This is a genomic window from Hymenobacter cavernae (assembly GCF_014641455.1).
In the GTDB taxonomy this organism is placed as follows: Bacteria; Bacteroidota; Bacteroidia; order Cytophagales; family Hymenobacteraceae; genus Hymenobacter; species Hymenobacter cavernae.
On record NZ_BMHT01000007.1, the window covers coordinates 269,558 to 295,053 of the forward strand.

The 25,496-nt window shown below is 53.8% G+C and carries 18 protein-coding genes, 1 CRISPR repeat array and 1 riboswitch; of the genes, 9 read left to right on the plus strand and 9 right to left on the minus strand.

Going from position 1 to position 25,496, the window contains the following annotated elements:
* The first annotated feature begins 3 nt into the window (after nt 1-3).
* The 5 genes from IEX74_RS19205 (at nt 4) to IEX74_RS19225 (ending at nt 9,492) form a co-directional block, all read left to right on the plus strand.
* Nucleotides 4-1,080 (plus strand): CRISPR-associated protein Cas7, encoded by a 1,077-nt coding sequence (locus IEX74_RS19205; protein WP_188815648.1) that lies wholly within the window; start codon nt 4-6, stop codon nt 1,078-1,080.
* Between the two features lie 63 nt (nt 1,081-1,143).
* Entirely contained in the window at nt 1,144-1,647 is a 504-nt protein-coding gene (cas4, locus tag IEX74_RS19210) for a CRISPR-associated protein Cas4 (protein ID WP_188815649.1), read from the plus strand.
* A gap of 51 nt (nt 1,648-1,698) precedes the next feature.
* Nucleotides 1,699-2,706 (plus strand): type I-B CRISPR-associated endonuclease Cas1b, encoded by a 1,008-nt coding sequence (cas1b, locus tag IEX74_RS19215; RefSeq protein ID WP_188815650.1) that lies wholly within the window; start codon nt 1,699-1,701, stop codon nt 2,704-2,706.
* A 1-nt stretch (nt 2,707) separates the two neighbouring features.
* Nucleotides 2,708-2,971, plus strand: a complete 264-nt coding sequence (cas2, locus tag IEX74_RS19220) for a CRISPR-associated endonuclease Cas2 (RefSeq protein ID WP_188815651.1) — start codon at nt 2,708-2,710, stop codon at nt 2,969-2,971.
* Nucleotides 2,972-3,166: 195 nt separating this feature from the next.
* Nucleotides 3,167-7,879: a CRISPR direct-repeat array (repeat unit 29 nt; unit sequence CTATTAATCGGACTAGGTGGAATTGAAAT).
* Nucleotides 7,880-8,063: 184 nt separating this feature from the next.
* Nucleotides 8,064-8,178: riboswitch (SAM riboswitch) on the plus strand.
* A gap of 141 nt (nt 8,179-8,319) precedes the next feature.
* A complete protein-coding gene (locus tag IEX74_RS19225; RefSeq protein WP_188815652.1) occupies nt 8,320-9,492 on the plus strand; it encodes a PLP-dependent cysteine synthase family protein in 1,173 nt (390 codons plus the stop codon).
* 116 nt (nt 9,493-9,608) lie between these two features.
* Here the strand turns inward: IEX74_RS19225 and IEX74_RS19230 are convergent, their stop codons facing one another.
* The 5 genes from IEX74_RS19230 to IEX74_RS19250 form a co-directional block, all read right to left on the minus strand.
* The gene (locus IEX74_RS19230) at nt 9,609-9,923 is read right to left on the minus strand and encodes a hypothetical protein (RefSeq protein WP_188815653.1); all 315 of its coding nucleotides are present in this window, start codon (nt 9,921-9,923) and stop codon (nt 9,609-9,611) included.
* 203 nt (nt 9,924-10,126) lie between these two features.
* Nucleotides 10,127-10,642, minus strand: a complete 516-nt coding sequence (locus IEX74_RS19235; RefSeq protein WP_188815654.1) for a hypothetical protein — start codon at nt 10,640-10,642, stop codon at nt 10,127-10,129.
* A gap of 272 nt (nt 10,643-10,914) precedes the next feature.
* Nucleotides 10,915-12,276: a glycoside hydrolase family 88 protein gene (locus IEX74_RS19240; RefSeq protein ID WP_188815655.1), complete on the minus strand. Its 1,362-nt coding sequence runs from the start codon at nt 12,274-12,276 to the stop codon at nt 10,915-10,917.
* A 171-nt stretch (nt 12,277-12,447) separates the two neighbouring features.
* Nucleotides 12,448-13,785, minus strand: a complete 1,338-nt coding sequence (locus IEX74_RS19245; RefSeq protein ID WP_188815656.1) for a rhamnogalacturonan acetylesterase — start codon at nt 13,783-13,785, stop codon at nt 12,448-12,450.
* Between the two features lie 218 nt (nt 13,786-14,003).
* Nucleotides 14,004-15,710, minus strand: a complete 1,707-nt coding sequence (locus tag IEX74_RS19250) for a T9SS type A sorting domain-containing protein (protein ID WP_188815657.1) — start codon at nt 15,708-15,710, stop codon at nt 14,004-14,006.
* Between the two features lie 434 nt (nt 15,711-16,144).
* On the opposite strand from IEX74_RS19250, the gene IEX74_RS19255 reads away from it, so the two are divergent.
* Nucleotides 16,145-16,864 carry a GAF domain-containing protein gene (locus IEX74_RS19255; protein WP_188815658.1) on the plus strand — a complete coding sequence of 240 codons (720 nt, stop codon included), beginning with the start codon at nt 16,145-16,147 and terminating at the stop codon, nt 16,862-16,864.
* Between the two features lie 227 nt (nt 16,865-17,091).
* Here the strand turns inward: IEX74_RS19255 and IEX74_RS19260 are convergent, their stop codons facing one another.
* Nucleotides 17,092-17,292: a hypothetical protein gene (locus IEX74_RS19260; protein WP_188815708.1), complete on the minus strand. Its 201-nt coding sequence runs from the start codon at nt 17,290-17,292 to the stop codon at nt 17,092-17,094.
* Between the two features lie 13 nt (nt 17,293-17,305).
* Nucleotides 17,306-19,180 carry a M2 family metallopeptidase gene (locus tag IEX74_RS19265; RefSeq protein WP_188815659.1) on the minus strand — a complete coding sequence of 625 codons (1,875 nt, stop codon included), beginning with the start codon at nt 19,178-19,180 and terminating at the stop codon, nt 17,306-17,308.
* A gap of 211 nt (nt 19,181-19,391) precedes the next feature.
* Between IEX74_RS19265 and IEX74_RS19270 the strand changes: the two genes are divergently transcribed.
* Both IEX74_RS19270 and IEX74_RS19275 read left to right on the plus strand, forming a co-directional pair.
* Nucleotides 19,392-20,198, plus strand: a complete 807-nt coding sequence (locus tag IEX74_RS19270) for a sterol desaturase family protein (RefSeq protein ID WP_229755377.1) — start codon at nt 19,392-19,394, stop codon at nt 20,196-20,198.
* Nucleotides 20,199-20,435: 237 nt separating this feature from the next.
* Nucleotides 20,436-20,951, plus strand: a complete 516-nt coding sequence (locus IEX74_RS19275; protein ID WP_188815660.1) for a hypothetical protein — start codon at nt 20,436-20,438, stop codon at nt 20,949-20,951.
* A gap of 40 nt (nt 20,952-20,991) precedes the next feature.
* On the opposite strand, the gene IEX74_RS19280 is transcribed toward IEX74_RS19275, so the two are convergent.
* Both IEX74_RS19280 and IEX74_RS19285 read right to left on the minus strand, forming a co-directional pair.
* Entirely contained in the window at nt 20,992-21,939 is a 948-nt protein-coding gene (locus IEX74_RS19280) for a M90 family metallopeptidase (RefSeq protein ID WP_188815661.1), read from the minus strand.
* 136 nt (nt 21,940-22,075) lie between these two features.
* Entirely contained in the window at nt 22,076-22,432 is a 357-nt protein-coding gene (locus tag IEX74_RS19285; RefSeq protein WP_229755378.1) for a low molecular weight protein tyrosine phosphatase family protein, read from the minus strand.
* Nucleotides 22,433-22,620: 188 nt separating this feature from the next.
* Between IEX74_RS19285 and IEX74_RS19290 the strand changes: the two genes are divergently transcribed.
* On the plus strand, nt 22,621-25,491 hold the full coding sequence (locus tag IEX74_RS19290) for a glycosyl hydrolase (protein ID WP_229755379.1): 2,871 nt from the start codon (nt 22,621-22,623) through the stop codon (nt 25,489-25,491).
* Nucleotides 25,492-25,496: the final 5 nt, after the last annotated feature.

A 25,496-nucleotide genomic window follows, 5' to 3' on the forward strand; every position in this document is an offset into this window, starting at 1 on the left:
CCCATGAATCCTTATATCTACCTCCGCAGCCTCCGTCACGCCGAGCACACTGTATTTGGGGTGCAAAACGGCCAGAAATTTTATACTGATGTTCAATTCAATAGGAAACAGGCATACTCCAGCGGGCAGCAGGTGAAGCGTAGCATCATGGATATGCTTACCTCTTCCCTGAATGTGATGCCCGCCCCTATCACCTTCAACTGGGTTATCAAGAAGGAAGGTAAAACCCTCGACGCCAGCCAACGCGAAGCTTGGGCTCCATGCGACCCCTCCTATGTGGACCAGTTGTTAGGGGGCTACATGAAAGCGGAAAAAGACAACTCCGTTATCAAGCGGCGTAGCCCTTTGTCCATTTCCGCTATGCGGCCCTTGCATCCTCTATTGGGTGGCTTGGAACAAGAAGGTGAACTGAGCACCTTTGACCGTACCTCCCACCCCAATCATCATCCTGTGCGCGTGAGTGATGAAAAGGGCAATTTGCTGTCGGAAGAGCAGCTTCAGGAATTCTTAGATACAACCGGCCGTAATCTATCCAATCGACTTTTGGTTAAGGAAGCAAGCCGGGCTTCTGGGCTTTTTGTATATGATGTGTGCGTGGACTTGCGGACGCTGTTCTGCGTTTCTACCAACAAGCTGGAGCCGGAGCTTAGCACCGAAATCAAGGATAAGCTTTTGGCTGAAGGATGGATAGAAACCAGCAACGTGTTCGGTCCATGCCTGCTTGCACCCAAGGCGGAGCGGGAGCGTTATATCCCGGCTCTGGCCCACACCCTGATTAACTGGCGTATCACCAGCAATCAATCGCGCACCTTCAGCCTGATGGAAACGCTGGCCTTGGCCATAAGCGACAATGCAAATCATTTGGCCGGCGCTATCCGGGCACGTCTGGATGAAGAAATAGAGCGCAAAGCCCATCCGTATCTGGATTATGACGCTGGAGCAAAGCTCTTCGTAACATACCCAGCCGAAGGATATATTCGTGGTGCCATCAATCCTACTGCTGATGCGCTGCAGCGGGCAGAGCAAGATATTGCTCAGCGTCTGCGTGACTTTGACTATGAGAATCAGGTAGCTGGTTAAGGCAACACGGGCAGCTTTCAGCAATGAGGCTGCCCACTTGCTTTTAATTCATGAGCTAGCGCTATGCACCTCACCGGCAAGCACATCAACTATTACCATATCTGTCACCGCAAGCTGTGGCTCTTTCACAATGGCATCAGCTTTCAGCACACGCACGAAAACGTGGCTGATGGCTCGTTGCTGCACCAGACGGCTTACCCGCAACGTGCTGCTCGTTACCGGGAAGTGCAGCTCGACGGTATCAAGATTGACTTCTATGATCCGCAGGACCGGGTAATTCACGAAATTAAACGTTCGGATAAGCTTGAACATGCTAGCATTGCCCAACTACAATACTATCTCTATGTGCTGGAACGGCACGGTGTACGGGAGCCGACCGGGTTGCTGGAATATCCTAAGCTGCGGCAGACGCAAACAGTGGTGCTTACCGACGCGGACCGGCAAGCAATTCCGGACTGGGAAGCTAGCATCGAGCAGCTAGTAAACCGCCCAGAGTGCCCGCCCGTCATCAATAAGCTGCTTTGCAAGCAGTGTAGCTATTATGAGTTCTGCTATGTGGCAGAATAGCATGTCATTTAATGGGGCGAAGCTATCGACTGGCTTTATAAAGGATAACCTATGCGCAAAACCTACTATCTATTCAATCCTGGCCGTCTGAGCCGCAAGGATAATACCCTGCAATACACCGCCTACGACGAGCAAGGTCTGCCCAGTCAGGTGAAGTACCTGCCAATCATGGATGTGGCCGACCTTTACGTATTCGGCTCGCTGGACGCTAATTCTTCGCTTTATAACTTTCTGGGTAAGAATGGCATCTCGGTGCATTTCTTCGACTATTATGAGCACTACACCGGCTCGTTTATGGCGAAAGAATACTTGCTGGCCGGTAAGCTGCAAGTACAGCAGACGCAGCATTATACTTCCAAGACGAAGCGTATTGCGTTGGCCCGCAAGTTCGTGGAAGGCTCCGCTTTCAACCTGCTCAAGAACCTACGCTATTACCAGACGCGTGGCCGTGACCTAGCTTCGGAAATCGACCAGATTGAAGGCTACGTGTCGGCGCTGCCGTTTGCCACTGCCGTGCCGGAGCTAATGGGCCTGGAGGGCAACATCCGCCAGACCTACTACGGCGCCTTCGACCGGCTCGTGCCCGCCGACTATGCTTTTGGTACGCGCACCACGCAACCCCCGCAAAATGAGTTGAATGCGTTAATGTCGTTCGGTAACATGCTTTGTTACTCGGCCTGTTTGTCGCAGCTCTATCATACGCAGCTTAATCCTACCATCAGCTTTCTGCACGAACCCGGCACGCGTCGCTTCTCGTTGGCGCTGGACCTGGCCGAAATCTTCAAGCCGCTGTTAGTCGACCGGCTGATTTTCCGGGTGCTCAACAAGAAGGAGATTCAACCCCGTGACTTCGTGCAGGACCTAGGTCGCTGCGTGCTGAAGGAACCCGCCCGCAAGACGGTGGTCCGCGTATTTGAAGAGCGCCTGAAAGAGACGATTCAGCACCGCTCGCTCAAGCGCAGTGTCAGCTACCAGCACCTGATCAAGCTGGAATGCTATAAGCTTACCAAGCACCTGATGCAAATGGAAGAGTACAAACCCTTTAAGGCGTGGTGGTAGGATGTACGTATTGCTAGTGTATGACATTAAGGAGAAGCGCGTGGGCAAAATGCTCAAGCTCTGCCGCCGCTACCTGAATTGGATTCAGAATTCAGTGTTTGAGGGGGAAATTACCGAAGTGAAGTTGAAAGAGCTGCTAGCCAAAGCCGCCGACTTTCTGGATACGGAGGAGGATAGCGTGCTTATCTTCAAAAGCCGCAGCCAGCAGTGGCTGGAAAAGCAAGTGCTAGGGCAGGAGCGTAACCGTTTGGATACGTTTCTGTAGCGTCGGTAAGTCGTCGCTCACGCGCAGAGAAGTAACCTAGGTGCTGCTTAGGTAGTAGTATTTTCGTAATGCGTTGATTCACAGTCGTCGTCGATACCCCGCTAAAATCGTATTACAGATGATCGACGACTTGTTGGTATGATAGAGGCAGGATTTATGTAGCTTTCCGCTGTTGAAACGGCCTTTTCTTAACGGCTATTAATCGGACTAGGTGGAATTGAAATAAGTAGCCGAACGAGGGCCGGAGCTTATAACGGGCCTATTAATCGGACTAGGTGGAATTGAAATCGAAAAAGAAAGCACTGCCTGCCACGTATCGAAGGCCTATTAATCGGACTAGGTGGAATTGAAATTACTGAGTTCGCAATGGTAGCTGAACGCGGGCCTGACTATTAATCGGACTAGGTGGAATTGAAATCGGCTTTTTTAACGAACGTCAGCGCGGCCGTTACCGCTATTAATCGGACTAGGTGGAATTGAAATGCCGCAGGAAGTGACGCGGAAACTGATGCGTTGAACCTATTAATCGGACTAGGTGGAATTGAAATGGAACGTACCTGGTGCTCTACTAGGGGCTGGTGTGCTATTAATCGGACTAGGTGGAATTGAAATTAGTGTATGCCTGCCTGTACTTCGCTCCTTTGAAGCTATTAATCGGACTAGGTGGAATTGAAATAGTATTCCGGCTCCGGGTAGTACTCGATGTTATCCGCTATTAATCGGACTAGGTGGAATTGAAATATGCAAAAGCAGGCAGGATAAACAATAGGAAAGCCACTATTAATCGGACTAGGTGGAATTGAAATATCTTCCAGCATCACGACACTAATACCATTGCTGTCTATTAATCGGACTAGGTGGAATTGAAATAACTACTAGAAGGGCAGCAAGCAGATTTAGAGCGTCCTATTAATCGGACTAGGTGGAATTGAAATAAAGATGAACCCGACAGAGGGGGCAACGTCATCTTCACTATTAATCGGACTAGGTGGAATTGAAATAGGTTGACATGATTAAGAAGCACCTCAATATGGTGCTATTAATCGGACTAGGTGGAATTGAAATCACACAGCCCGTTTCGCTACCGGTTTTCAATAAAATCTATTAATCGGACTAGGTGGAATTGAAATAGAAGTGCAAGCGCTAACCAAGCGCAATAAGCTTGTCTATTAATCGGACTAGGTGGAATTGAAATCGGTGAAACGGTGTTTACGCCTTTCGGGGGAATAGGCTATTAATCGGACTAGGTGGAATTGAAATGTTCTACCCGCGGCATCTTCTCCTGCGTGTAGGTGCTATTAATCGGACTAGGTGGAATTGAAATGAAGAACATCCGATAGTACCCATTCAGGTAAATAACCTATTAATCGGACTAGGTGGAATTGAAATAAAATAGCATTGTTCGCGTCCTGTGGGTGGAGCGACCTATTAATCGGACTAGGTGGAATTGAAATGAATTTCTTCCGCTACCTTTTCCAACTCATTAGTCAGCTATTAATCGGACTAGGTGGAATTGAAATAGGTGCCCGCCACCGACAATTTCCTGCTGGCGATTACTATTAATCGGACTAGGTGGAATTGAAATGTAGTTGCAGCTCCAAGGGCTTCACATCGAACACCACTATTAATCGGACTAGGTGGAATTGAAATGACTTTGCGTTCTTGGAGTTCAGCGCACGGAAGATTCTATTAATCGGACTAGGTGGAATTGAAATTATTTTAAGTCAAGCTTTTGTTGCACGGGTGTTTTTCTATTAATCGGACTAGGTGGAATTGAAATATGCTTTATCGCGGGAGTGCTTTACTTCTTTGATGTACTATTAATCGGACTAGGTGGAATTGAAATGACTGCATAGCCTGTGATTACGGCTTACAAGGACACCTATTAATCGGACTAGGTGGAATTGAAATTAGGGCCGTACGATTAGCAGGCAAGGCAAGGACACCCTATTAATCGGACTAGGTGGAATTGAAATTGTGCCGTTGATAATAAGCAACCCAACCCGTTCCAGCTATTAATCGGACTAGGTGGAATTGAAATTACTCAGCCGCTTGAGCCTGTCAATCCTGCTGAACACTATTAATCGGACTAGGTGGAATTGAAATGGTACTGGACCTAACCAATCCTGATTTACAACCCGAACTATTAATCGGACTAGGTGGAATTGAAATGATATGGAGCTGCCAAAACAATTAATTGCGCAGCGGCTATTAATCGGACTAGGTGGAATTGAAATCAAGGAGTATTTACTTCTGTGACGGCGTGGCCTGCTATTAATCGGACTAGGTGGAATTGAAATAGGGTTTGAGCGATTGTCGCGTTATCAACCGTCTGACTATTAATCGGACTAGGTGGAATTGAAATGATTTCCTGCCGCAGCTGCTCCATTGGAGCGCCGGTCTATTAATCGGACTAGGTGGAATTGAAATACGGTTGCCGGATCTATTCGGCCATGAGCCAGCGCGCTATTAATCGGACTAGGTGGAATTGAAATTAGATTTACACACTTCAAGCCTCCACCACCGAATGCTATTAATCGGACTAGGTGGAATTGAAATGATTAAACGCGGGTTTATCAACTACATGCACGAGCCTATTAATCGGACTAGGTGGAATTGAAATCGTGTACGTCGATCCACGGATTGATCAGTTCAACCAGCTATTAATCGGACTAGGTGGAATTGAAATACCGCAATAACTGGCTAGGTTCGCTGGTGGTGATGACTATTAATCGGACTAGGTGGAATTGAAATGGTAGAGCTGGAATATAACCGCCTCAAACTCTACCTGCTATTAATCGGACTAGGTGGAATTGAAATGCGTAAATCACTCTACGCTTCCTTCCGCGACCTCTACTATTAATCGGACTAGGTGGAATTGAAATGGCGGAGAGGAGCCGGATAATAGGTGCGGAAATGCAGCTATTAATCGGACTAGGTGGAACTGAAATTACTGTATGGTAGTCCTGAATAGGGCGAATGTGTACCTATTAATCGGACTAGGTGGAATTGAAATACGGGTATGCCGTGGCTTTTGGCTATCAAAATGGCCTATTAATCGGACTAGGTGGAATTGAAATTAGACAAGCAAACCTGGACGCTGATTAAGAAAATCACCTATTAATCGGACTAGGTGGAATTGAAATAATATCAACCGCGTCGAGTTTACCACTACTTCAATCCTATTAATCGGACTAGGTGGAATTGAAATAGCAGCGGCACTAAGTCCAGCGTGCGCGTATCCGTGCTATTAATCGGACTAGGTGGAATTGAAATGGCTGTACAATTCCTCTTTCGTTGCACCGGGTACCTCTATTAATCGGACTAGGTGGAATTGAAATGATCAGGCTGAACACGCAGACGCACTTGGTACCCGCTATTAATCGGACTAGGTGGAATTGAAATGATGCTCCAGCGGTTATTCTCGAAAACCACCGTATCCCTATTAATCGGACTAGGTGGAATTGAAATACCGACACGCAGTCGGAGATTAAGATGCACATGGACCTATTAATCGGACTAGGTGGAATTGAAATAGGCTCAGTCTTACTACGAGAACACCCGCCAAGCCTACTATTAATCGGACTAGGTGGAATTGAAATGGCTTGGCTTGCCTGATACCGATCCGACGGCGTTACCTATTAATCGGACTAGGTGGAATTGAAATCACGTTCACTATGCCGAGTGGCGCCAGCGCAGAAGTCTATTAATCGGACTAGGTGGAATTGAAATTAGGAACTTCGCCGCAAGTGGATTAGCGGGCATCAGGCTATTAATCGGACTAGGTGGAATTGAAATGATGCCGTGAGCAGCGGCAAGCAGATGTACCTCTACCCTATTAATCGGACTAGGTGGAATTGAAATTGAACCGGCTGAAGGAGTTCCGGAAGGAGCTGCCGTTCTATTAATCGGACTAGGTGGAATTGAAATTAGCTAATGTCATTGTCTCGTCGAACATGGGACAGGCTATTAATCGGACTAGGTGGAATTGAAATGAAGCGGGCGGGCGGTGCTACAAAACTGCCACGCAGCTATTAATCGGACTAGGTGGAATTGAAATAAGGTGTAAATGGAGGTATTCAGACGGGGGTAGTCGGCTATTAATCGGACTAGGTGGAATTGAAATTGAACAGTCAGAACAAGTAGGAGAACAGGCTTTTAGCTATTAATCGGACTAGGTGGAATTGAAATTTCTGTTCGGCTGTAGTAGCGGCGGCGTTTGGCCGGGCTATTAATCGGACTAGGTGGAATTGAAATTGACAGGTGCCGCGCATGTACTCTGCCCTAGTTGCCGCTATTAATCGGACTAGGTGGAATTGAAATCGGATTCCGTTCGCTGGATTCACCACCAGCTGCGGCCTATTAATCGGACTAGGTGGAATTGAAATCTGGAAACTCAGCACTAGAAGCTGTCACTGAAGCCGCTATTAATCGGACTAGGTGGAATTGAAATGATGAACAGGTAGCGGTAGGAGACAGCATTGTACAGCTATTAATCGGACTAGGTGGAATTGAAATAAGATAGTACCGTCAGGTAAGCCGGTAGTATCCTTCTATTAATCGGACTAGGTGGAATTGAAATTGGGGATTACGTCCGCCGCAGCTCTTGGTCCGATTGCTATTAATCGGACTAGGTGGAATTAAAATTCTTAGAAAATGCGCCGCAGGATAGAATGGAGCTACGCTATTAATCGGACTAGGTGGAATTGAAATTTTACCAGCACCAGGTTATACCACAGGCAGTTGAGGCTATTAATCGGACTAGGTGGAATTGAAATGTTGCAAAATAAGTTTGGGAAAGTGATATTATGGGTCTATTAATCGGACTAGGTGGAATTGAAATCTGTTATAAGGTGTATCCCCGCGCTCGGTGCCAAAGCTATTAATCGGACTAGGTGGAATTGAAGTTGTAGCTCACAGTGTGGTTACCTACGTCGAGAGGCGCTTGGCTGCGACTGGTGGAATTAAAGACGGTGTTCTTGCCTAGAAGTGGATAAAACAACATAATATTGGCAAATAGCCGCTTACTAGCACTTTAGCCTTGCGCGGTGCTTTTTGACTTCTATATTTGCGATGCGCTCCTTTGCCGGAGCACTTATCAAGAAAGGCGGAGGGACAGGCCCTGTGAAGCCTTAGCAACCAGTAGCAATACCAGGTGCTAAATCCTGTTCTGAGTCGGCTGCAGCCCGCTCAGAAGAAGATAAGTTATAAGATGCTCATCACGCGGTGCTGCTCTTCTGACTTGTCGGGAGGGCATTTTTTATGCGCTTTCGATAAGCTTTCTTGATCAAGTGCTTACGGAAAAAGAGAGGCGTTCGTCAACCGTTCAACCTCCTCGAACCTCCGTTATGTCTGTCGCTACCTGCTCCCCGCGTTCCGTTTCTTCTTCCTTTCTGACTGGTACTCGTGCTGCTCGCCGAACAGTTGTGCTGCTGCCTAAGGTGCCTCAACTGACTGTATTAGAGGAGCATGCGGTTTTGCCTTGTTGTCTTTCGCCGGAGCTGGAAGAGAAGTTCAACCACCTGTGGCACTTGGTGGGCAACACGCCCATGCTGGAGCTGCACTACCGCTACCTAGGTCAGCCCGGCCGCATCTACGTGAAGTGCGAGCACTACAACCTGACCGGCAGCCTCAAAGACCGTATGGCCCTCTTTATCTTGCAGGAGGCCTACAAAAACGGCGAGATTAAGCCTGGTGATACCATTGTAGAAGCTACCAGCGGCAACACCGGCATTGCCTTTGCCGCCATCGGCAGGGCACTGGGGCACCCGGTGCGCATCATCATGCCTGACTGGCTCAGCGCCGAGCGTGTGAACATCATCAAGAGCCTGGGGGCTGAGATTACGCTGATTAGCAAGGCCCAGGGTGGCTTTCTGGGCAGCATTGCCTTGGCGGAGGAAATAGCGGCGTCCCGCTCCGATGTGTTTCTGCCCCGGCAATTTGAGAACAGCTGCAACGCTAAAGCCCACGCCAAAACTACCGGCGTAGAAATTTGTGCGCAGCTGAAAAAGCTAGGTCGCGTGCCCGATGCGTTTGTGGCGGGTGTGGGTACGGGGGGCACCGTGATGGGCGTGGGCAGCTATCTGCGCAGCCAAAACCCGGCCGTGCGCATTCACCCCCTGGAACCCGCCGAGTCGCCGACACTGACCACGGGCTACAAGGTGGGCTCACACCGCATCCAGGGGATTTCCGATGAGTTTATTCCCGCCATTGTCAAGCTCGACGAACTCAATGAGGTAGTGCAGGCCAACGACGGCGACGCCATCTTGGTGGCCCAAAAGTTAGCTACTGAGCTAGGGTTGGCCGTCGGAATTTCGTCGGGTGCGAATGTGATTGGGGCTATTCGGCAAGCTGCCGCGCTTGGGCCCGATGCTACCGTGGTGACGCTGCTGTGCGACAGCAACAAGAAGTATCTGAGCACTGATCTGCTCAAGGAAGAGCCGGTGCGGGCGGGTTACCTGGCTCCTGAGCTGGAGTTTACGCACTATCAGCCGATTAGCCGCCTGAGCTTTCCGGTGTAAGGCCAGGTAGACAGGCTAGGTTTTAGACAAAAACTCAGCTGACCTGTGGCTGCTCGATGTGCCCGCACCAGCTTCGTTACCTTGCGGAAGATGCCCGAACGGATATTGTGAACAGGTTATTTCACCAGCAGTGTCCGCACCTTGCCGGTCTGTTTGTCTACTTCGAAAGCAGCGCGGTTGGGCATTCGGCCGGCCCAATCGGTGCGCGGCACCAGCACTTGCCATTGCGTGTCGACGTCTACGACGCTCGCCGAGTCAACCACGTAAAGATTTACGTTGGGTTGCGCTTTCAAGTAGCGGGCTATGGCGTCGCGGGCCGCTGCTTCGGTTGGAGCGGCTGTTGCGGTCGGGGCTGCCGTTTGGACTGTTTGGGTGGCAACTGCGTCAGCCGCCACGGGTTTGGCTTGCTGACAGCTGGCTAGTATTCCCATTATTGCTAAAGCTAGGTAGCGTTTTTGTAGCGGCAAAAAAGCGGAAGGAGGTAGGGAGGCAGGGCGGTTGTTCACTAAATGGGTTTGGCTATCAATTGCTTACGAAAGTAATGCGCTTTTGCGCGGCCACAAGATACAGCTTACGGGCTAGTCTGCTCTGGTATCTACGGTTGAGGTTAAAGCGCCAAAACCTTCGTGGACAGCTAGCTTTGCCGCAGCACCAGGCGCAGCGACAGCACCCCCAGCAACAGGATGGCCGCCGCGAAGCAGCCCACCACAACCGCCCACAAACTCCGCTGTATAGCCGATTCGGGAGCGGGACGCAGCAGCAGCAGCGGGAGCACTACGGGGGCTAGGGTCTGGGGAATGGTAGCGCCCGCCAGCATTTCGCAAATGCCTACTGCACAAGCAAGTAACGTGGCTGCTCCTAATGCTATCTGTTGCCAGAAGGGCAAAGCCGGCATGAAGAATGGAGGCCACTGGGCAGGGTCAGTGGGGGCAGAGCGACGGAGCGCTTTGTGTCGGCTGCTGCGCTTGGTGAACTCATCCAGCCGGCGCTTTACGTCTTTCCGAAGGTGGATAAGCGTGAGCACGGCCACCACTACCACGAGGAAAGTGGAGACGGCAAAGACAATCAGCAGCGGGACCAGATACTCTTGCTGGCCTGGAGCAGCCGCCATTAGCAGAACCGAAGAAAACGCGGGCAGACGGTGATTCATCACGTGGAAAATACGCTTTTCAGGCGTTAGTCGTATGAGGTCGGGCAAAGAGGCACTCGCGCCGGGAGCCGCAAGCTAACAGGAGAACGTTGGCGTGCTGCATCCTATTCTACAGCTCGCTGACACTGCCCCCTTGCCAAAACACGCAAGCGGCCACACTGGCAGCAGGAGGCGGTTATTATCCGCATAAAAAAGCCCCTGACCAAATTGGTGAGGGGCTTTTCGGAAAACGGAGCGTTGAATGCAAGGTTAGCGCGCGTACCTAGGTAGGCTTACTTGGTCATCTGCACCGAGCTGTCGTTGATTTCAAACGGGTGATTTTTGAGCAGGCGAATCGTTTCGGCGCCGGCCAGAATAACCGGGCCGTAGCCGTGGGCCGCGTACACGTTTACGGGGCGGTAGTAGTAAAAGGCCGGGTCGAAGCCCATACCGGTGCCCACGCAGGTGCCTTCCACCTGACCGTTGGCGTTTACTTTGGTGCTCACCGCGTTCCAGGCCAGCAGCACCATCGGGCCGTACGCTTTGGCATCGAGCCAGCCTTTGTTGATGGCGTGGGCAATGGCGTAGGCGTAGATAGCCGTGGCGGAAGTCTCTAAGTACGAGTCGTTTCGATCGAGGAGCTGGTGCCAGAAGCCCGTGCCCGACTGGCGCATAGCCAGGCCATCGGCGTGGGCGCGCAGCTGTGCCAGGATGGCGGCCCGGCCCGGATGATCTTCGGGTAGCACGTCCAGGATTTCAACTTTCGTCAGCAACGCCCAGCCGTTGGCGCGCGCCCAGTGAAACTCGGGATGCACGGCCATATCCTGCACCCAGCCGTGCATGTAGAGGCCTTTCTGCTTATCGAACATGCGCTGCGAAAACTGCGTGAACTGCTTCACCACCTCGTCGTAGTAGCGCCGCTCGCCGGTGAGCTTGCCCATCTGCGCTAGCGCCGGCAAACCCATGTACATGTCGTCGAGCCAGAGCGTGTTCGGCTGCGGCCGGTTGCGGGCCAGAGTACCATCCGAGAGCCGGAACTCCTTGGTCATGATGTAGTTGACGAAACTGTCGATCAGCGGACGCAGGTTGGGGGCGGAGAGGCCGGCGCTTTGCGCCTTGATCATGGAAGCCGTCAGGGCGCCGCCGTCGTCGAGGGCATGCGGGTTCATAAAGCCGCGCATGGGCGTGGGGCTCTGCGGGTTGGCCGTTTGGTAAGCGCGGTAATAGGGGGCTAGGTCCGAGAGAAACTTCAGGCGCGTGAACGTGTAGTCGGTGTATTTCTTGTCGCCGGTTACTTCGCCCGCCAGCAGCATGCCCGAGTACGTCACGCCCCATTCGTAGCTAGTCAGGCGGAAGTCGCCGGGCTTGATGATGGCGTCGGGGTTGAACTTGCCGCGGGTGCTGACGGCCGCATTTGTCTTTTTATCAACGAGTTCCGCGGGCGTAGCTTTGTCGAGGTAGTTATATACCCGATCCAACACCTGCTTCACGTCTTCGGGCTTGGTTTTGCCGTAGGGCACCGGGTAGTCGGGTTGCAAGAGGTGCAGGGGTGTGGTGGTGTCGTTGGCTTTGGGCGGGTTGGTTTGGGCCGAAGCCGTGACGGAACCTAGCAGCAGCAGACCTAGGGTGAAGGAGGGTAAATGGGTGGTTTTCATAGGCGAATGTAGGAACGCGCCACGGCGCGTTCGGTCGTTGAAAGATTCGGCGTTGGCAGGTGCTCTTGTAGGAACGCGCCACGGTGCGTTCTGATAGTGAACCATTTGGCGTTGGATAACAGGGGCATTTCGCGCGAACGATGCAGGCGACGAACGCGCCGTGGCGCGTTCCTACTGACCATCTGGCTTCACCACGGTGCTTTTCGGGCTGTCGAACCAATGCCAGCTGACTAAGGCATCGGGGTGGTTGGGGTCGAAAGCGGGCGTGTCGTTGCGGAGGTATTTCACCAAACCTAGCTTGTTCGCCTTAATGCCTTCCACCACGCACTTCGCAATTTCATAAGCGCCGTAGGGGTTGAAGTGGGTGTTGTCGGCGAGGGGCTGCGTTTGGCCGGGGTAGGTGTTGGCGGGGTAATGCACCAGCGCCTTTTTCGAGTCTTCCACGCCCAGGGCTTCGTAGAGCTGGGTGGTCATCTGGTTGAGGTCGACGAGGGCAACGTTTTCCTCCTTGGCCACTTTGCGGGCGGCGTCGGGGTATTCACCGAGGCTGTTCACGTTTTTGCCGGTGCCCTCGTCGAAGTTGCGGCGGGCAGTGGACGTCAGAATAACCGGCGTGGCACCTTTCTTTTTGGCTTCGCTCACAAACAGCTTCAGCCGCTCGGTGTAGCTTTTGTAGGCGCCGTCGTTGGGGCCTTTCTCCTTCTGGTCGTTGTGGCCAAACTCGATGAAAAGGTAGTCGCCGGGCTTGATCACGCTCAGCACTTTCTCCAGGCGGTGCGAGCCCTGGAAGCTACCTAGGGTCAGGCCCGATTCGGCGTGGTTGGCAATAGCCACGCCCGGTTTGAAGAAGCGCGGAATCATCTGCCCCCAAGCGGCCCACGGCTCGTCGTCCTGGTTCACGACGGTGGAATTGCCAGCCAGAAAGACGGTTACGGCGTTCTGGGCGGGCGTTATTTCAATGGCATCGAGGCAGGTTTTGGAGCCGTTGAATTCCAGCGTGAGCTTGTCGTCCCAATCGAGCTTGGTCAGCTCCCTAGGTTTCAGACTTACTTCGCCGCCGGTCGAAATCCTGCGGTCTTTGACGTTGAGCGTGAAGGTCTGGGTCGTGAATCTGCCCGGCGTCGTTTCGGTTTGCTCCAGCAGCAGGCGCCGCGATTCCGCCTTGAGCGACGTCGACGACGCGCCCTGCGCATCACCCAGGGTCACCGTCACGTTGTAGTTGCCTTCGGGCAGCTTTACCGAGAAGTAGAACGGCTTGTCGCTGGTCACGAAATCGCCCTTCAGCGCATCCTTGCCGCCGCGGCTCACGGTGGTAGCCGTCGTGTTGAAGTCGAAGCCGTAGCCTGCGGTGGGCGAGTACACGTTGGTGGGCAGCACCTGCGTGTAGCCGGGCGCCACTTTGCCGCTGCCAAAGTCGAATTTGTAAGAAGTCTTGGTGGATTGAGCGTTGGCGCTGGCAGTCAGCGTCAGGCCCAGCAGGAAGGCCGGAAAGAACGTTGGGCGTGTCATGGGAGGCGTTTGGGACTGGTAAGAAGGCTGTTACCTAGCTTACAGGCTCTAATAACACCTCCGACCCAGGCTCGTCCGTCCTGTAGTCTGCTGTTCAAAGCAGGGCTAGGGTGAACAAATGGCGTTTATAAAAATGAGAATCCGGCTGCCGTAGATGCAAGTTGAAGGGTGCATTTACGGCAGCCGGATTCTCAATCCGCTGAGCAGGCTAGCTTATTCTACTGGATTTTCACCAGCCTTTTCGACGTGGCGTTCTTGCCCGTTGTCAGCTTGAGAATATAGACGCCAGCAGCCGGGAACACCTTCTCATTCAGGCTGACCTGGTGCGCGCCCGCTTTCACTTCCTCGTCGAGCAACACGGTAATTAACCTGCCCTGAGCATCATAAAGGGAAATATTCACCGGCGCTTTTTCGGGCAATGTAAAGCTAGCCGTGGTCTGCGAACGAACCGGAACCGGCGCAATCGACAAACCTAGGTCGTGGTTTTTGGCGATGCCAGCGGTGCTCAGGATAACCCCAGTCGTCTCAAAGCAACCTAGGTCGGGCGCGGTGCCGTTGTACGGGAAACCAATGTTGGCGCCCGCATCGACCATCTCGCTGGTTGGCTTCAAGCGTAGAAAATCATTTACGGGCAGGCTGCCGTCGGGCTGGCGCGGGGCGGTGAGTAGCTCCATATCCGTGCTCAGGAAATCATCGGCTGTTACAGCAACAGCCGCATTCAGGAAGCTGTTGTGGTCAATGGTGCAGGCGGCGGGGTCGTAATCGGTGATGTCGCGGCCCGTGGAGCGCGGGGCAAAGCTGATGTTGTTTTTGATAACGTGGTTGTAGCCAGGCACGTCGGTGAGATAATCCGTTGCGTTCCTCGCTTTTCGGTTGAGCATGTTGTAGTTGGTGGCATTCATGTAGGCCGTGTTGTTGTACCAGTCGCTCCCCTCCAGGTGGTGATTGGAGTAAAAGCCATTGGACTTGTTGCGCACGGACAGACAAAGCTGAATCGTGTTTTTAGGCACCACGGCCGGGATAGAAGTGAGAGCCGCGCCGCCGTAGCCGCCTGCTTTAAAGCCATTACCATCGCCCCGGCTGCCGAAGGTGGCCGTGTAGCCATTGTAAAAGGCCCAGCAGTTCTCAAACACGGTCGGGGCAAAGGCCGAGATGCAGTCGTAGCCGTCGTCGCTGTTGAACCAGGCGCGGCAGCCCCGGAACACATTGCCGGTGTAGTTCGCGTTGTTGGGGTGGTTGCCGAAGCCATCCACGTTGCCGCCATTAGCGGCGCCGGTGGTGCTGGAGGTGTTCACGTTGTCGTTGTTGCGGTAGGCGTCGCAGTTGAGGACGAGGGTGTTGCCGCCCCTGGTCAGGTAAAAGCCAATGGCCTGTCCGTCGTGCATGCTCAGGCGCTCGTAGATGTTGTTGCCGCCCGCTCCGCTCTGCGAGAAGCAGATCGACTGCGTGTTGACGTTGGGGGCGACAAGGGGCACCCGCACCCCCACGACTTCCAGCCCACGGATATGGATGTAGGAGCCCGTCACCTCAAAGGCGCTGAGGCGGTACGGCGCAGCAAAAGGAGCGCCGGGGTTGGTCACGTTCGGGTCAACGTTGGCGTAGTTGAAGACCGGCTGCTCGCCGGGGTAAGCCCAGTAGTTGATGCGCTTGCCCGCCGAGCCGCTTTTATTCAGCAGCGTGATGTAGGCATAGGGGCTGCCGTAACCCGCTATCTGCGAATTCTGCATCAGGTAGGTGCCGCCGCGCACCCACACCGTGTCGCCAGCTACTACGGCCGTTTGGGCCCGCTGGATGGTTTTGAAAGGGAGGGAGATGGAGCCGTTGTTGTTCGCATCCTCGCCGGTAGGCGCCACATAATAGGTGGCTGAAAAGGCCGGGAAGGAACAAATCGCCAGCAGCAAGGCGGAAAGGTAGTTTTTGAGCATCAGGAATTATGGTTAATAAGATGGAGAGGAAATGGGGGGATTATAAGTCCTAATAAAACCGCCGACCTAGGTTTATCTGTCTTGTAGTGTGCTGGTTGGAAAGGCATTTTAATTATTGTTGAGTATGCATTAAGTATAAATTATTATCGATATTTTTAAATAAATTTGACCTGTTGAAAGATGATTGACGTCAATTCTTGTTGTTCTCTTAACTCTTGATTAGCTGGTAGGGGCGCAAAGCCCATAAGCGTTTGCTCATACACGCTGAGTAGCCAATGCTATTTGTTGTTGCTTCACGCTCAGTTACATAAGTGGCATGCCAAGCAGTCAAGCCCAAGGCTAGGTGTGCTGTTGTAGCAAGCGGTGCCAACTCAGCTGAAGCTAGGGCGCTGTCTGTTTCCTGCTTCCACACCCGATTTGCTCTCACTATCGACATGATCAATACAGCTACTTCTTTACCGGTATCCTTAGTACCCGCGAATGATGCCGTGCGGCTGCGCACGCTGCATCAGTACCGTATTGTGAATACGACGCCCGAGAAGATTTTTGACGAGTACGCCGCATGGGCGGCCCAACTCTTTAACCTGCCTATCGCGCTGATTTCACTGGTGGATGAAAATCAGGTTTGGTTTAAGGCTGCCATCGGCACGCAAGGCGTCAGTAGCCTTGTGCGCGGCGACAGCATGTGCTCAGCCGCTATCCTGCAAGACACCGCCGTGGTGCTATCCGATTATTCCAAGGAAAGCTGCGGACTGATCAGCCAGACTGTCGCGGAATCTATTGGGCTTCGCTTCTACGCAGGTGCTGCTTTGCAAATGCCGGATAATCAGAAGATTGGTATGATGGCAGTGATTGGCCGGGAGCCGCGCGGTTTCTCCGAGGCTGAGTCAGCCTTGCTCGTTCGCCTGGCCCAACTGGTCAGTCAGACGATCATGCTGCGCGGCCACTACCTAGCTCATGAGCAGTCTGATGAATGGGAAGACGCCCAGCAGGAGCTAGCCCAGCGCCTCGACGACAATGCCGCGTTAGCCCGCTACCTTACCACTCGCGCCCACGGCATCGACCTGGCCGATGAGGAAGTGGCGCAGGTGATTTACCGGCGTTTGGATGAGGTAAATACACTGCTGGAAAAGCGCTTAGCTGTGGCCGCTTAAAAAAAGCTAGGTCCCTGAAAACAGCAAAGCCGGGCGAGGAGCCCGGCTTTGCTGTTTATGATGGTTTGTAATCCATTCGAGTGAAACATCCCCCTGCTGGCGCGGGCTTGCAGCCCGCGCCAGTAGGAGCGGCAGTTCCAATCATTAGCGCTCACCATTGCACGCGCGATGCTTTGGCGGCTTAGCATGACGTTCTTTTTGCTGATGGCTTCAGGAATACGGCTTGTCTACTTCTGCGTGGCGGGATTAAATACCATACGAAATGCGTGGAGTGCGGCCGGATGATAAATAGTCTGATGCGTTTCGGCAGGCATGGGCTCGTAGTGCCAGGTCAGCCCAGTACGGGATTGGGTGGTTTTCAGTATATCGGCAAGCTGGTGGGTGGCGGCGGCAATATCCGGCTGGCTGCTGTTAGCCAGGTATAGCACCTTATTGCTGTATTTACATCGTGTACTTCCGCCCTTTATTCTGCTGCTTCAGATACGTCATCAGCGGCTGGAAATAGTCGACCATGGCGCGGGCGGAGAGGTCTTCGCCGGTCTTTTCTTTCAGCACAGTGCGCCAGTCTTTGCTGGAGCCGGGGCGCATGATGTCGCGCAGGAAATTGCCGACTTCCTTGCTGCCGTAGTAGTTTGTGGCGTGCGGGTCCTGGTGCAGGATCTGCTTGGCAATGTGGTCGTGCAGTTGGAACAGGATGACGTAGCTCAGGGCGTAGTCGTAGTACTGCGCGGGGTCGTCGTTGATGTGGGTTTTGGTGGCGGGGTCCAGGTAGTTTTCGCCGCGCGCGGTGGGCGGCACAATGCCCTGGTACTTCTTCACCAGTTCCCACCACTTGGCATTGAGCTGGTCGGCGGGCAGGTTGTCGGCGTAGAAGCTGCTTTCCCACTCGCTCATCACGCCCGAGGAGAACGGAATGAACGTCACATAGTTAAGGGCTTCTTTAAGCAGCGTTTGGGTCTGGTCGGTTTGGGTTTTGGGGTCCATCAGCTCCAGGCCCACCAAGAAGGGTTTCTGACTGGCGGCTAGGCCCATGAGGCTGCCCATGGCTTCGTGGTAGCCACGGTTGGCACCTTGGCGCAGCAGCACCGGCACATCGGGGTTGGTGTAGGTCAGATAGTAGTAGATGTGACCTAGCTCGTGGTGGGTGGTTTCGTACCACTCGGTGTTGGCCTCCACGCTCATCAGGCTGCGCACATCCTGGTTGAGGTCGATGTGCCAAGCGGAGGCGTGGTTATTTTTCTTGTAGTTGGCGCCGGCGGGTAGGGGATAGAGGCTGCTTTTCTCCCAGAAGCTAGCGGGCAGCGCCTGAAAACCTAGGCTCTGGTAGAAGCGCTCGGCTTGCTTCACTTGCCACTCGGGACCTTTTTTGGCGAGCGTGGCGTCGAGGTTCACGCCTTTCACGTCGACCATGGCACTCCAATCCTGACCCCAGCGGTTGGGCAGCCACGAGGCGGGGAGGTAGTCGGGCACTTGCTTCACGCCGTACTTTTTGGCTAGCTCGTAGCGAGCGTAGGTGTGCAGCTCGCGGTAAAGTGGGCGAAGCTCCTCGTTGATTTTGCGCACCAAAGCCATCATTTCCTCCCGGCTCATGCCGTAGTCGGAGGCTTGGTAAGTGAAGAAATCTGAGTAACCCAAGGCTTGCACGGTTTGGTTGCGCAGGCCGCGCAGGTCCAGCAAGCCGGCCTTTAGTGTCGGGCCGATGGCTTTGCTCGCTTCCCAAATGGCCTGGCGCTTCTGCGGGTTCTTCTCGGTGCGCAGCAGCTCATCAATGTCGTTGGTAGTGACAGATTTGCCGTTGTATTTGTAGTCGAAGCCGTAGAGCTTTTCCGTCTGGGCGGCTTCGGCTTTGATGCGGCGCTTCACCACGTCGGCCACCGTTTGGGGTGAGTTGGCAGCGTTGTAGAGGGCGGTTTGCAGCTCCTTTATCTGAATTTCCGAAAGCTGGTCTTTGTGCTCCAAGAATTGCCGCAGGCGCTGGATATTCTCGGCGCTGCCCGCGAAGGCGGCCATGCGCTCGTTAGCGCGGGCCGTGGCACCGGAGTTGGTGGTGTCGCCGGGCACAATGTGCGTGTTGGAGCGCCATTCTGCCTCGCTCGACTGCGTGTAGAGTCGCTGGTATTCAGCGGAATATTGCTTTAGAAAGGTATTAGCCTGCGCACGCCAATCGGTGGAGGAAGCTTGGTAAGTGGCTTGTGGAACGGGGCTAGCAGAAGCCGGAGCAGCAACCGTAGCAGGCGTTTTGGCCGCCGGTGCGCACGACCACAGCGTGGTACCTAGGGTAGCGAGGGCCAGGCCGCTGAAGAATTGTTTTTTCATAGTAAGCGCGAAAGAAGAAGCCGAAGCCAGGGGCAAAACGCCGCCGCTCGTCAGCTAGCCCCGAAAATAAGAAACCGCAGACGAACCGGCCGAAACGCAACGGGTCGCGCTAGTGTTTATTTGCCGCTACGGTAGCGGAAAGGCCTACTTGGTACCGTGCTTGCTACCACCCCCTAAGCTTACAACCTCTTTATTACCCCTCTTAGTAGCTATGTCTACGTCCATCACCATGACTCAAGCCGGCAGCATTTATGCCGGCCATTTCCTGTTTACCCTAGGTCGCTATGTTGTATTCGCCGGTATTGCTTACCTGATCTTCTGGCGCTGGCGCAAAGAGCGGTGGCAGTCGCGCCGCGTGCAGCAGAAGTTTCCCGAAGACAAGTACCTGCACACCGAGGTAAAATATTCGCTGCTTACCTGCCTGATTTTCGCGGCGGTGGGTGTCGGGATTTTTGCCGCTAGCCAAGCCGGTTACACGCGCATCTATACCAACCTGGCCGACCACGGCTGGACTTACTTTGTGCTAAGCATTCTGCTGCTTATTGTAGCCCACGACGCCTATTTCTACTGGACGCACCGTTTCATGCACCTTCCCCAGGTGTTTAAGTACGTGCACCGGGTGCATCACCTCTCGCACAATCCTTCGCCGTGGGCGGCTTTCTCCTTCCACCCCTTGGAGGCTGTTATCGAAGCGGGCATTGTACCGCTGATGGTATTTATCATCCCGCTGCACGGGCTTGCTCTAGGTATATTTATGCTGTATATGATGGGCATGAACGTGCTGGGGCACCTAGGGTATGAGCTGTACCCGGCTGGTTTTCTGCGAACTAAGTTTGGGCGGCTGCACAACACCAGCACCCACCACAACATGCACCACCAATACGTAAAGGGAAATTATGGCTTGTACTTCAATATCTGGGACCGGCTCATGGGCACCAATCACGCCAGGTACGAAGCTAGGTTTGAGGAAGTGACCGAGGGCAAGCAGCCGAAAAAAGCGGTAAGAAAAGCAGCGTAAAGCGGCTGTGTTCAAGCCGGTATTTCGGTGATTATGCCGAGCCGGGCGAGGAATCTAGGTTAATGCTATCTTGGCAAACTTAGATGCCCCGCCCGGCTCGTTTAGTTTCACGATAACCTGGCTTTTATGAATCAAACGCGGAAAGCCGTAACCGTTTAAGAGGCTAATGACGGCTAGGTTCAAGCTGTCTTCTAGTTGAACCGGAGTCTAATAGATACATATTTTAAATAATACATTATGCGGAGAATTGCGCTTTTATTGTTACTCTATTATTTCTCCTTTGGCATGGCAAGCGGTCAAGTTAAACAGGATACTGATAAAATGAGATTAATTGTAAAAAGTGATAGAAAGAAGTTTCCTAATGATCATCCATTCATTGTTATTGAGTTTAAAAATATTAGTAATAATACGATCAGACTTGCGGAGTTTGATGATTATCCAGGTAGCTGTTTAGATGTATTGTTCTTTACATCTATAATTGTTCATAATGAAAAGGGGAGATTTGTTGCTATTAAGCAAGGGCCAGGTAAAATTGATATTATTGAATATCCTAGTCGGACTACCTACATCGAAGTTTCAAAAGGCAAATCTTGCCGTCGGATAATAAACCTGAATGATTATTTACGGCATGGAAAGTCAAAATTAGAGCCAGGGTTATATAGAATAAATGTCAATTATGTAAATTGGTATGGGGGTGAATGTATTAAAGGAGCTTTTCATTCCAGCGAATTATTGCTCCGCGTAGAAAAGTAATTGACCTCTGTGTGGCTTCCCTCTTTTTCATCTCTTTCGCTCAAGCAGCCTGCTGCTCCTGCTGCAACAAGTGACAATCCTTATACTTCTTGCCGCTACCGCACGGGCACGGGTCATTGCGCCCAAACTTGCGCTTGCTGCGCAGCGTTTTCAGCCACTCCCTAGGGTCGACGCTGAAGCGCAGGAAACGCTTTTTAGGATTTTGCCGCAAAGCCCGGCTCAGCAATTGGTACAGTTCGGGGTGGTTTTCCTGAAGCTTCTCCGGTTTCTCAAAGAAGTACTCCGTCACGACGGCGAAGAACTCGGCTTCGTTGGTGGCGCCGTAGGGGTTGATTTCCGATTTGCCGTCGCGGATGGCTTGGATTTCCCGCTGCATCACCTCGGCCCAGGGTTGCAGCAGCTCGGGTGGGAGAGCTAGCTTCGGCACGCCGTCAATCACGCCATCGGCCTGGTCGAGCAGGTGGGCAAATTCATGAATGCCTACGTTTTGCTTGTCCATGGCGTCTTTAAAACCTTGCTCTAAAGAGGCTTTCGAGAGGCGCATATAGTGCTGATTCTGAAAGTTCTGCACGCTGCCGAGCAACGTGCCTTCCAGTGGCGCTAGCTCCTTGTTGGGGTCTTTGTCCTGCTTCCACGCATCGGGCACAATGAGCACTTCGCCTAGGTTGCCATATTGCCAATCGGGGAAGCCGAACACGGGAATGATGGCCGAAGCAGCCACGAGCACGCGGGTCGTATCATCGACTTCGACCTGCACGCCGGTGATGCGCGTTTCGGCCAGAAAAACCTGAACAGCCCGCTCGAAGCGCTGCTTTTCGTTTTTCGACAAGGCTAGGTAAAACGCCACGCGACTAGCTAGAACCTGACGCCATTCGGCTGGGAAATCCTGCGCCAACGCGGCAGCCCGCACGCGGCTTTCGCGCGTGACGTAGCGGTAAAAAGCGAAAACGACGGCTGCCAGCACGGCCAGCCAGATGATGTAGTTCATTTAGCAATGAGCAATGAAGAGTGAGCAATGAAGAATGCTCTAAATGCGCTTGAGCGGCGACTTCGTTATACGATCAAGCCGTTATTTCGCCGAAATCAAGCGCATTGCTCACTCTTCATTGCTCATTACCAATTGCTCATAGCCAATTGACTCCCAGGTGTTCTTGCAGACGCTCGCGCAGCAAATCTTGCAGCACATGGTCGAGAAACTGAAACTTATCGGGGATGCGCAGGCAGATGACAGGCTTGCCAGCTAGCTCCGCGGCGAACTTCTGCCGCAGAATATCCGCGTGCTTGCGCTCCATCACGAAGATGGCATCAGCCCAACCTAGGTGGCCAGCCGTGACGCGCACACGGGCGCCCGGCTCGGTGCCCGCCGAGCGCGCCACGTAGTGCGGGTGCCCATCGAACAGACGCTCGGCGGTAAGGCTGCGCCAACGGTTCTGGCTGCAAATGAAGAGAAGCTGGCGGGTGTCAGTGGAGATGGGTGGCAAAGAGAATAAGCGAGTTAGTCGCCGCAAAAGTACAACGGAGGCGCGCGGTTGTGCTACCTAGGTACCAACGTTGGGAAATTGCCCACCGGCCAGCAGACTTCAGGTGAGTGCGCTGCCCGAATGCACGTTTATTTGCTTACATCTTCCCCAAGCAAACGCCGCTGCTTCTTTCTTCGGGCGCTTTGCTTATGTTCCAAACCCTCCCAATGCCGCACCCCGACCCTAAGAAACTCCTGGCTGCCGCGCTTTGCGCCCTCACCTTGGCAGCTTGCCAGCAACAGCTAACCTCTTCACCGACTGCTGCTTCGGCAGTCACAACTTCCGCTTCTGCCGCGTGGCCGGCAGTGAAAGCCGAAACGCACCCCTGGACGCGCTGGTGGTGGATGGGCAACGCCGTGGATGAAGCTAACATCATCCGTAGCCTGAAGCTCTACGCCGATGCCGGGCTGGGTGGCGTGGAAATAACGCCCATCTACGGCGCCGTCGGTTTCGAGCAGTCGTACATCGATTTTCTGTCGCCCAACTGGATGCGTATGCTCAACACCTCGGTGCAGCAGGCGCACAACCTAGGTTTGGGCGTGGATATGAACCTGGGCACCGGCTGGCCCTACGGCGGCCCGCAGATTACGCCGGAAAGCGCGGCCGGCAAGCTCGTGGTGCAGACCTATGAGGTGAAAGCCGGGCAGCGGCTGGCCGAAAAGCTGGTGGTGCAAGACCCGCGTCAGCAGAAGCTAGGTGCCCCGCTCAAAGCCGTTGTTGCCTACGGCCCGAAAGGCGAACGACTTGACTTACTGACGAAAGCAGATGCCAGCGGCCAGCTCAACTGGCAACCCTCGGCTGGCACCTGGCAGGTTTACGCGGCTTTCGGCGGACACACCGGCCAGATGGTAAAGCGGGCGGCGCCCGGTGGCGCGGGCCTTACGATGGACCATTTGTCGGGGGAGGCACTGGCTATGTACCTGCGCCGTTTTGATACGGCTTTCGGTGGCAAACCAGCCGGCATTCGTTCGTTTTTCAACGACAGCTACGAGGTGTACGACGCCGATTTCTCACCTAGGTTGTTCGAGGAATTTCAGCAGCGGCGCGGCTACGATCTGCGGCTGTACCTGCGCGAGCTGGTGAGCAAGGAAAACAACGAGCAGGTGGCCCGCATCCGCGACGATTACCGCGAAACGATGGCCGAGATGGTGCAGCAGAACTTCACCAAGCCCTGGACCAACTGGATTCACGGGCAGAAAGCGGTGTCGCGCAACCAGGCGCACGGCGCGCCCGGCAACGTGCTCGACCTGTACGCCAACGTGGATATTCCAGAGTGTGAGACGTTTGGCTTGACCAAGTTCCCCATTCCGGATGTGCGCTACTACACCGTCGACACGAAGAACGTGCCGCCCGACCCGGTGATGATGAAGTTTGCCACCTCGGCCGCCAACGTGATGGGCAAGCCGCTGGCCTCGTCCGAAACGTTTACCTGGCTTGGGGAACACTTCAAAGTGCCGCTGGCGCACTGCAAGTCCCAGGCCGAGTTGGCTTTTCTGACAGGCGTCAACCACATCTTTTACCACGGTACCACCTACTCGCCGGAGCAGACCAACTGGCCGGGCTGGCTCTTCTACGCCTCCACCGAGTTTGCGCCTTCCAACAGCTGGTGGCCGCATTTGGAAGGGCTGAACGAGTATATAACACGCTGTCAATCAGTGCTGCAAGCCGGGCAGGCCGACAACGACGTGGTGATGTACTGGCCCGTGTACGACGTGCGGCACAACGCCCCGCCCAAGCTCGACATGATGATCAGCATTCACACGATAGAGGAATGGCTGTATCCGACGGCGTTCTATAAAAATGCCATGCAGCTGTCGAAGAATGGCTATGCGGTTGACTTTGTGTCGGATGACATGATCCGGCAGGCTCAGCCCAACGGCAGTGGCTTGCGCGTGGCGCAGCAAGGGCCTAGGTATAAGGCGCTTATCATTCCTTCGGTTGAATTTATGCCGGTCGAAACGCTGGCCAACGTGGTGAAGCTGGCTCAGCAGGGCAGCACCGTTATTCTGCAAGAGCTGCCCAAAGACGTGCCCGGCTTCCACGAGTTAGCCAGCCGTCGGCAGCAGCTGAAGGCGCTTACGGCAGGGCTGAGCTTTGCCGCCGCCGGCAATGGCGTGCAGGTCGCTAAAACTGGCAACGGCCAGATCGTGCTAGCTTCCGACGTGCAGAAAGCGCTGGAATACAGCAAGATTGGCCGCGAAACGCTCACCGACACCGGCTTGCAGTTCGTGCGCCGCAATGACAATGGTACGCGCTACTACTACCTCGTAAACCACACGGCTAACACAGTCGATTCGTGGGTGCCGCTGAACACCAGCGCCAAATCCGTCACGATTCTGGACCCGCAGGATGGCCGCGCCGGCCTGGCCAGCACCACCGCCGACGGCAGTCAAACCAAAGTGCGCCTGCAAATCAAGCCCGGCGAATCACTGATCCTGAAAGCAGTTGAGCAAGCGGAAGTTGCCGTGCAGCCCTGGCAATACCTAGCCCCAACCGGCACGCCCATAGCCGTAAGCGGCGACTGGAAACTGCACTTTACCGGCGGTGGCCCCGAGTTGCCGAAAGATCAGAACCTCGGTAAGCTGACCTCCTGGACCGACCTGGCCGACGACAACGGCAAGCGCTTCTCGGGCACTGCCGAATACACCGTTAGCTTCACGATGCCCGCCAAAACCGGCGCCGATTACCTGCTCAAGCTAGGTGACGTGCGCGAAAGCGCCCACGTCTGGATTAACGGCCAGGATGCCGGTTTCATCTGGAGCTACCCCTACGAGAAGAAGGTGGGCGCGTACCTGAAAAAAGGCAAAAACACGCTCAAAGTAGAGGTAGCCAACCTGATGGCTAACCGCATTATCGACCTGGACAAGCGCAAAGTAGAATGGCGCAAATACCACGAAATCAACTTTGTAGACTTGTACTACAAGCCATTCGACGCATCTGGCTGGCAGTTGCAACCCTCGGGCTTGTTAGGCCCCGTGACGCTACAGCCGCTCACGGCCAGCGCGAGCAACGTGCAGTAAGGGAA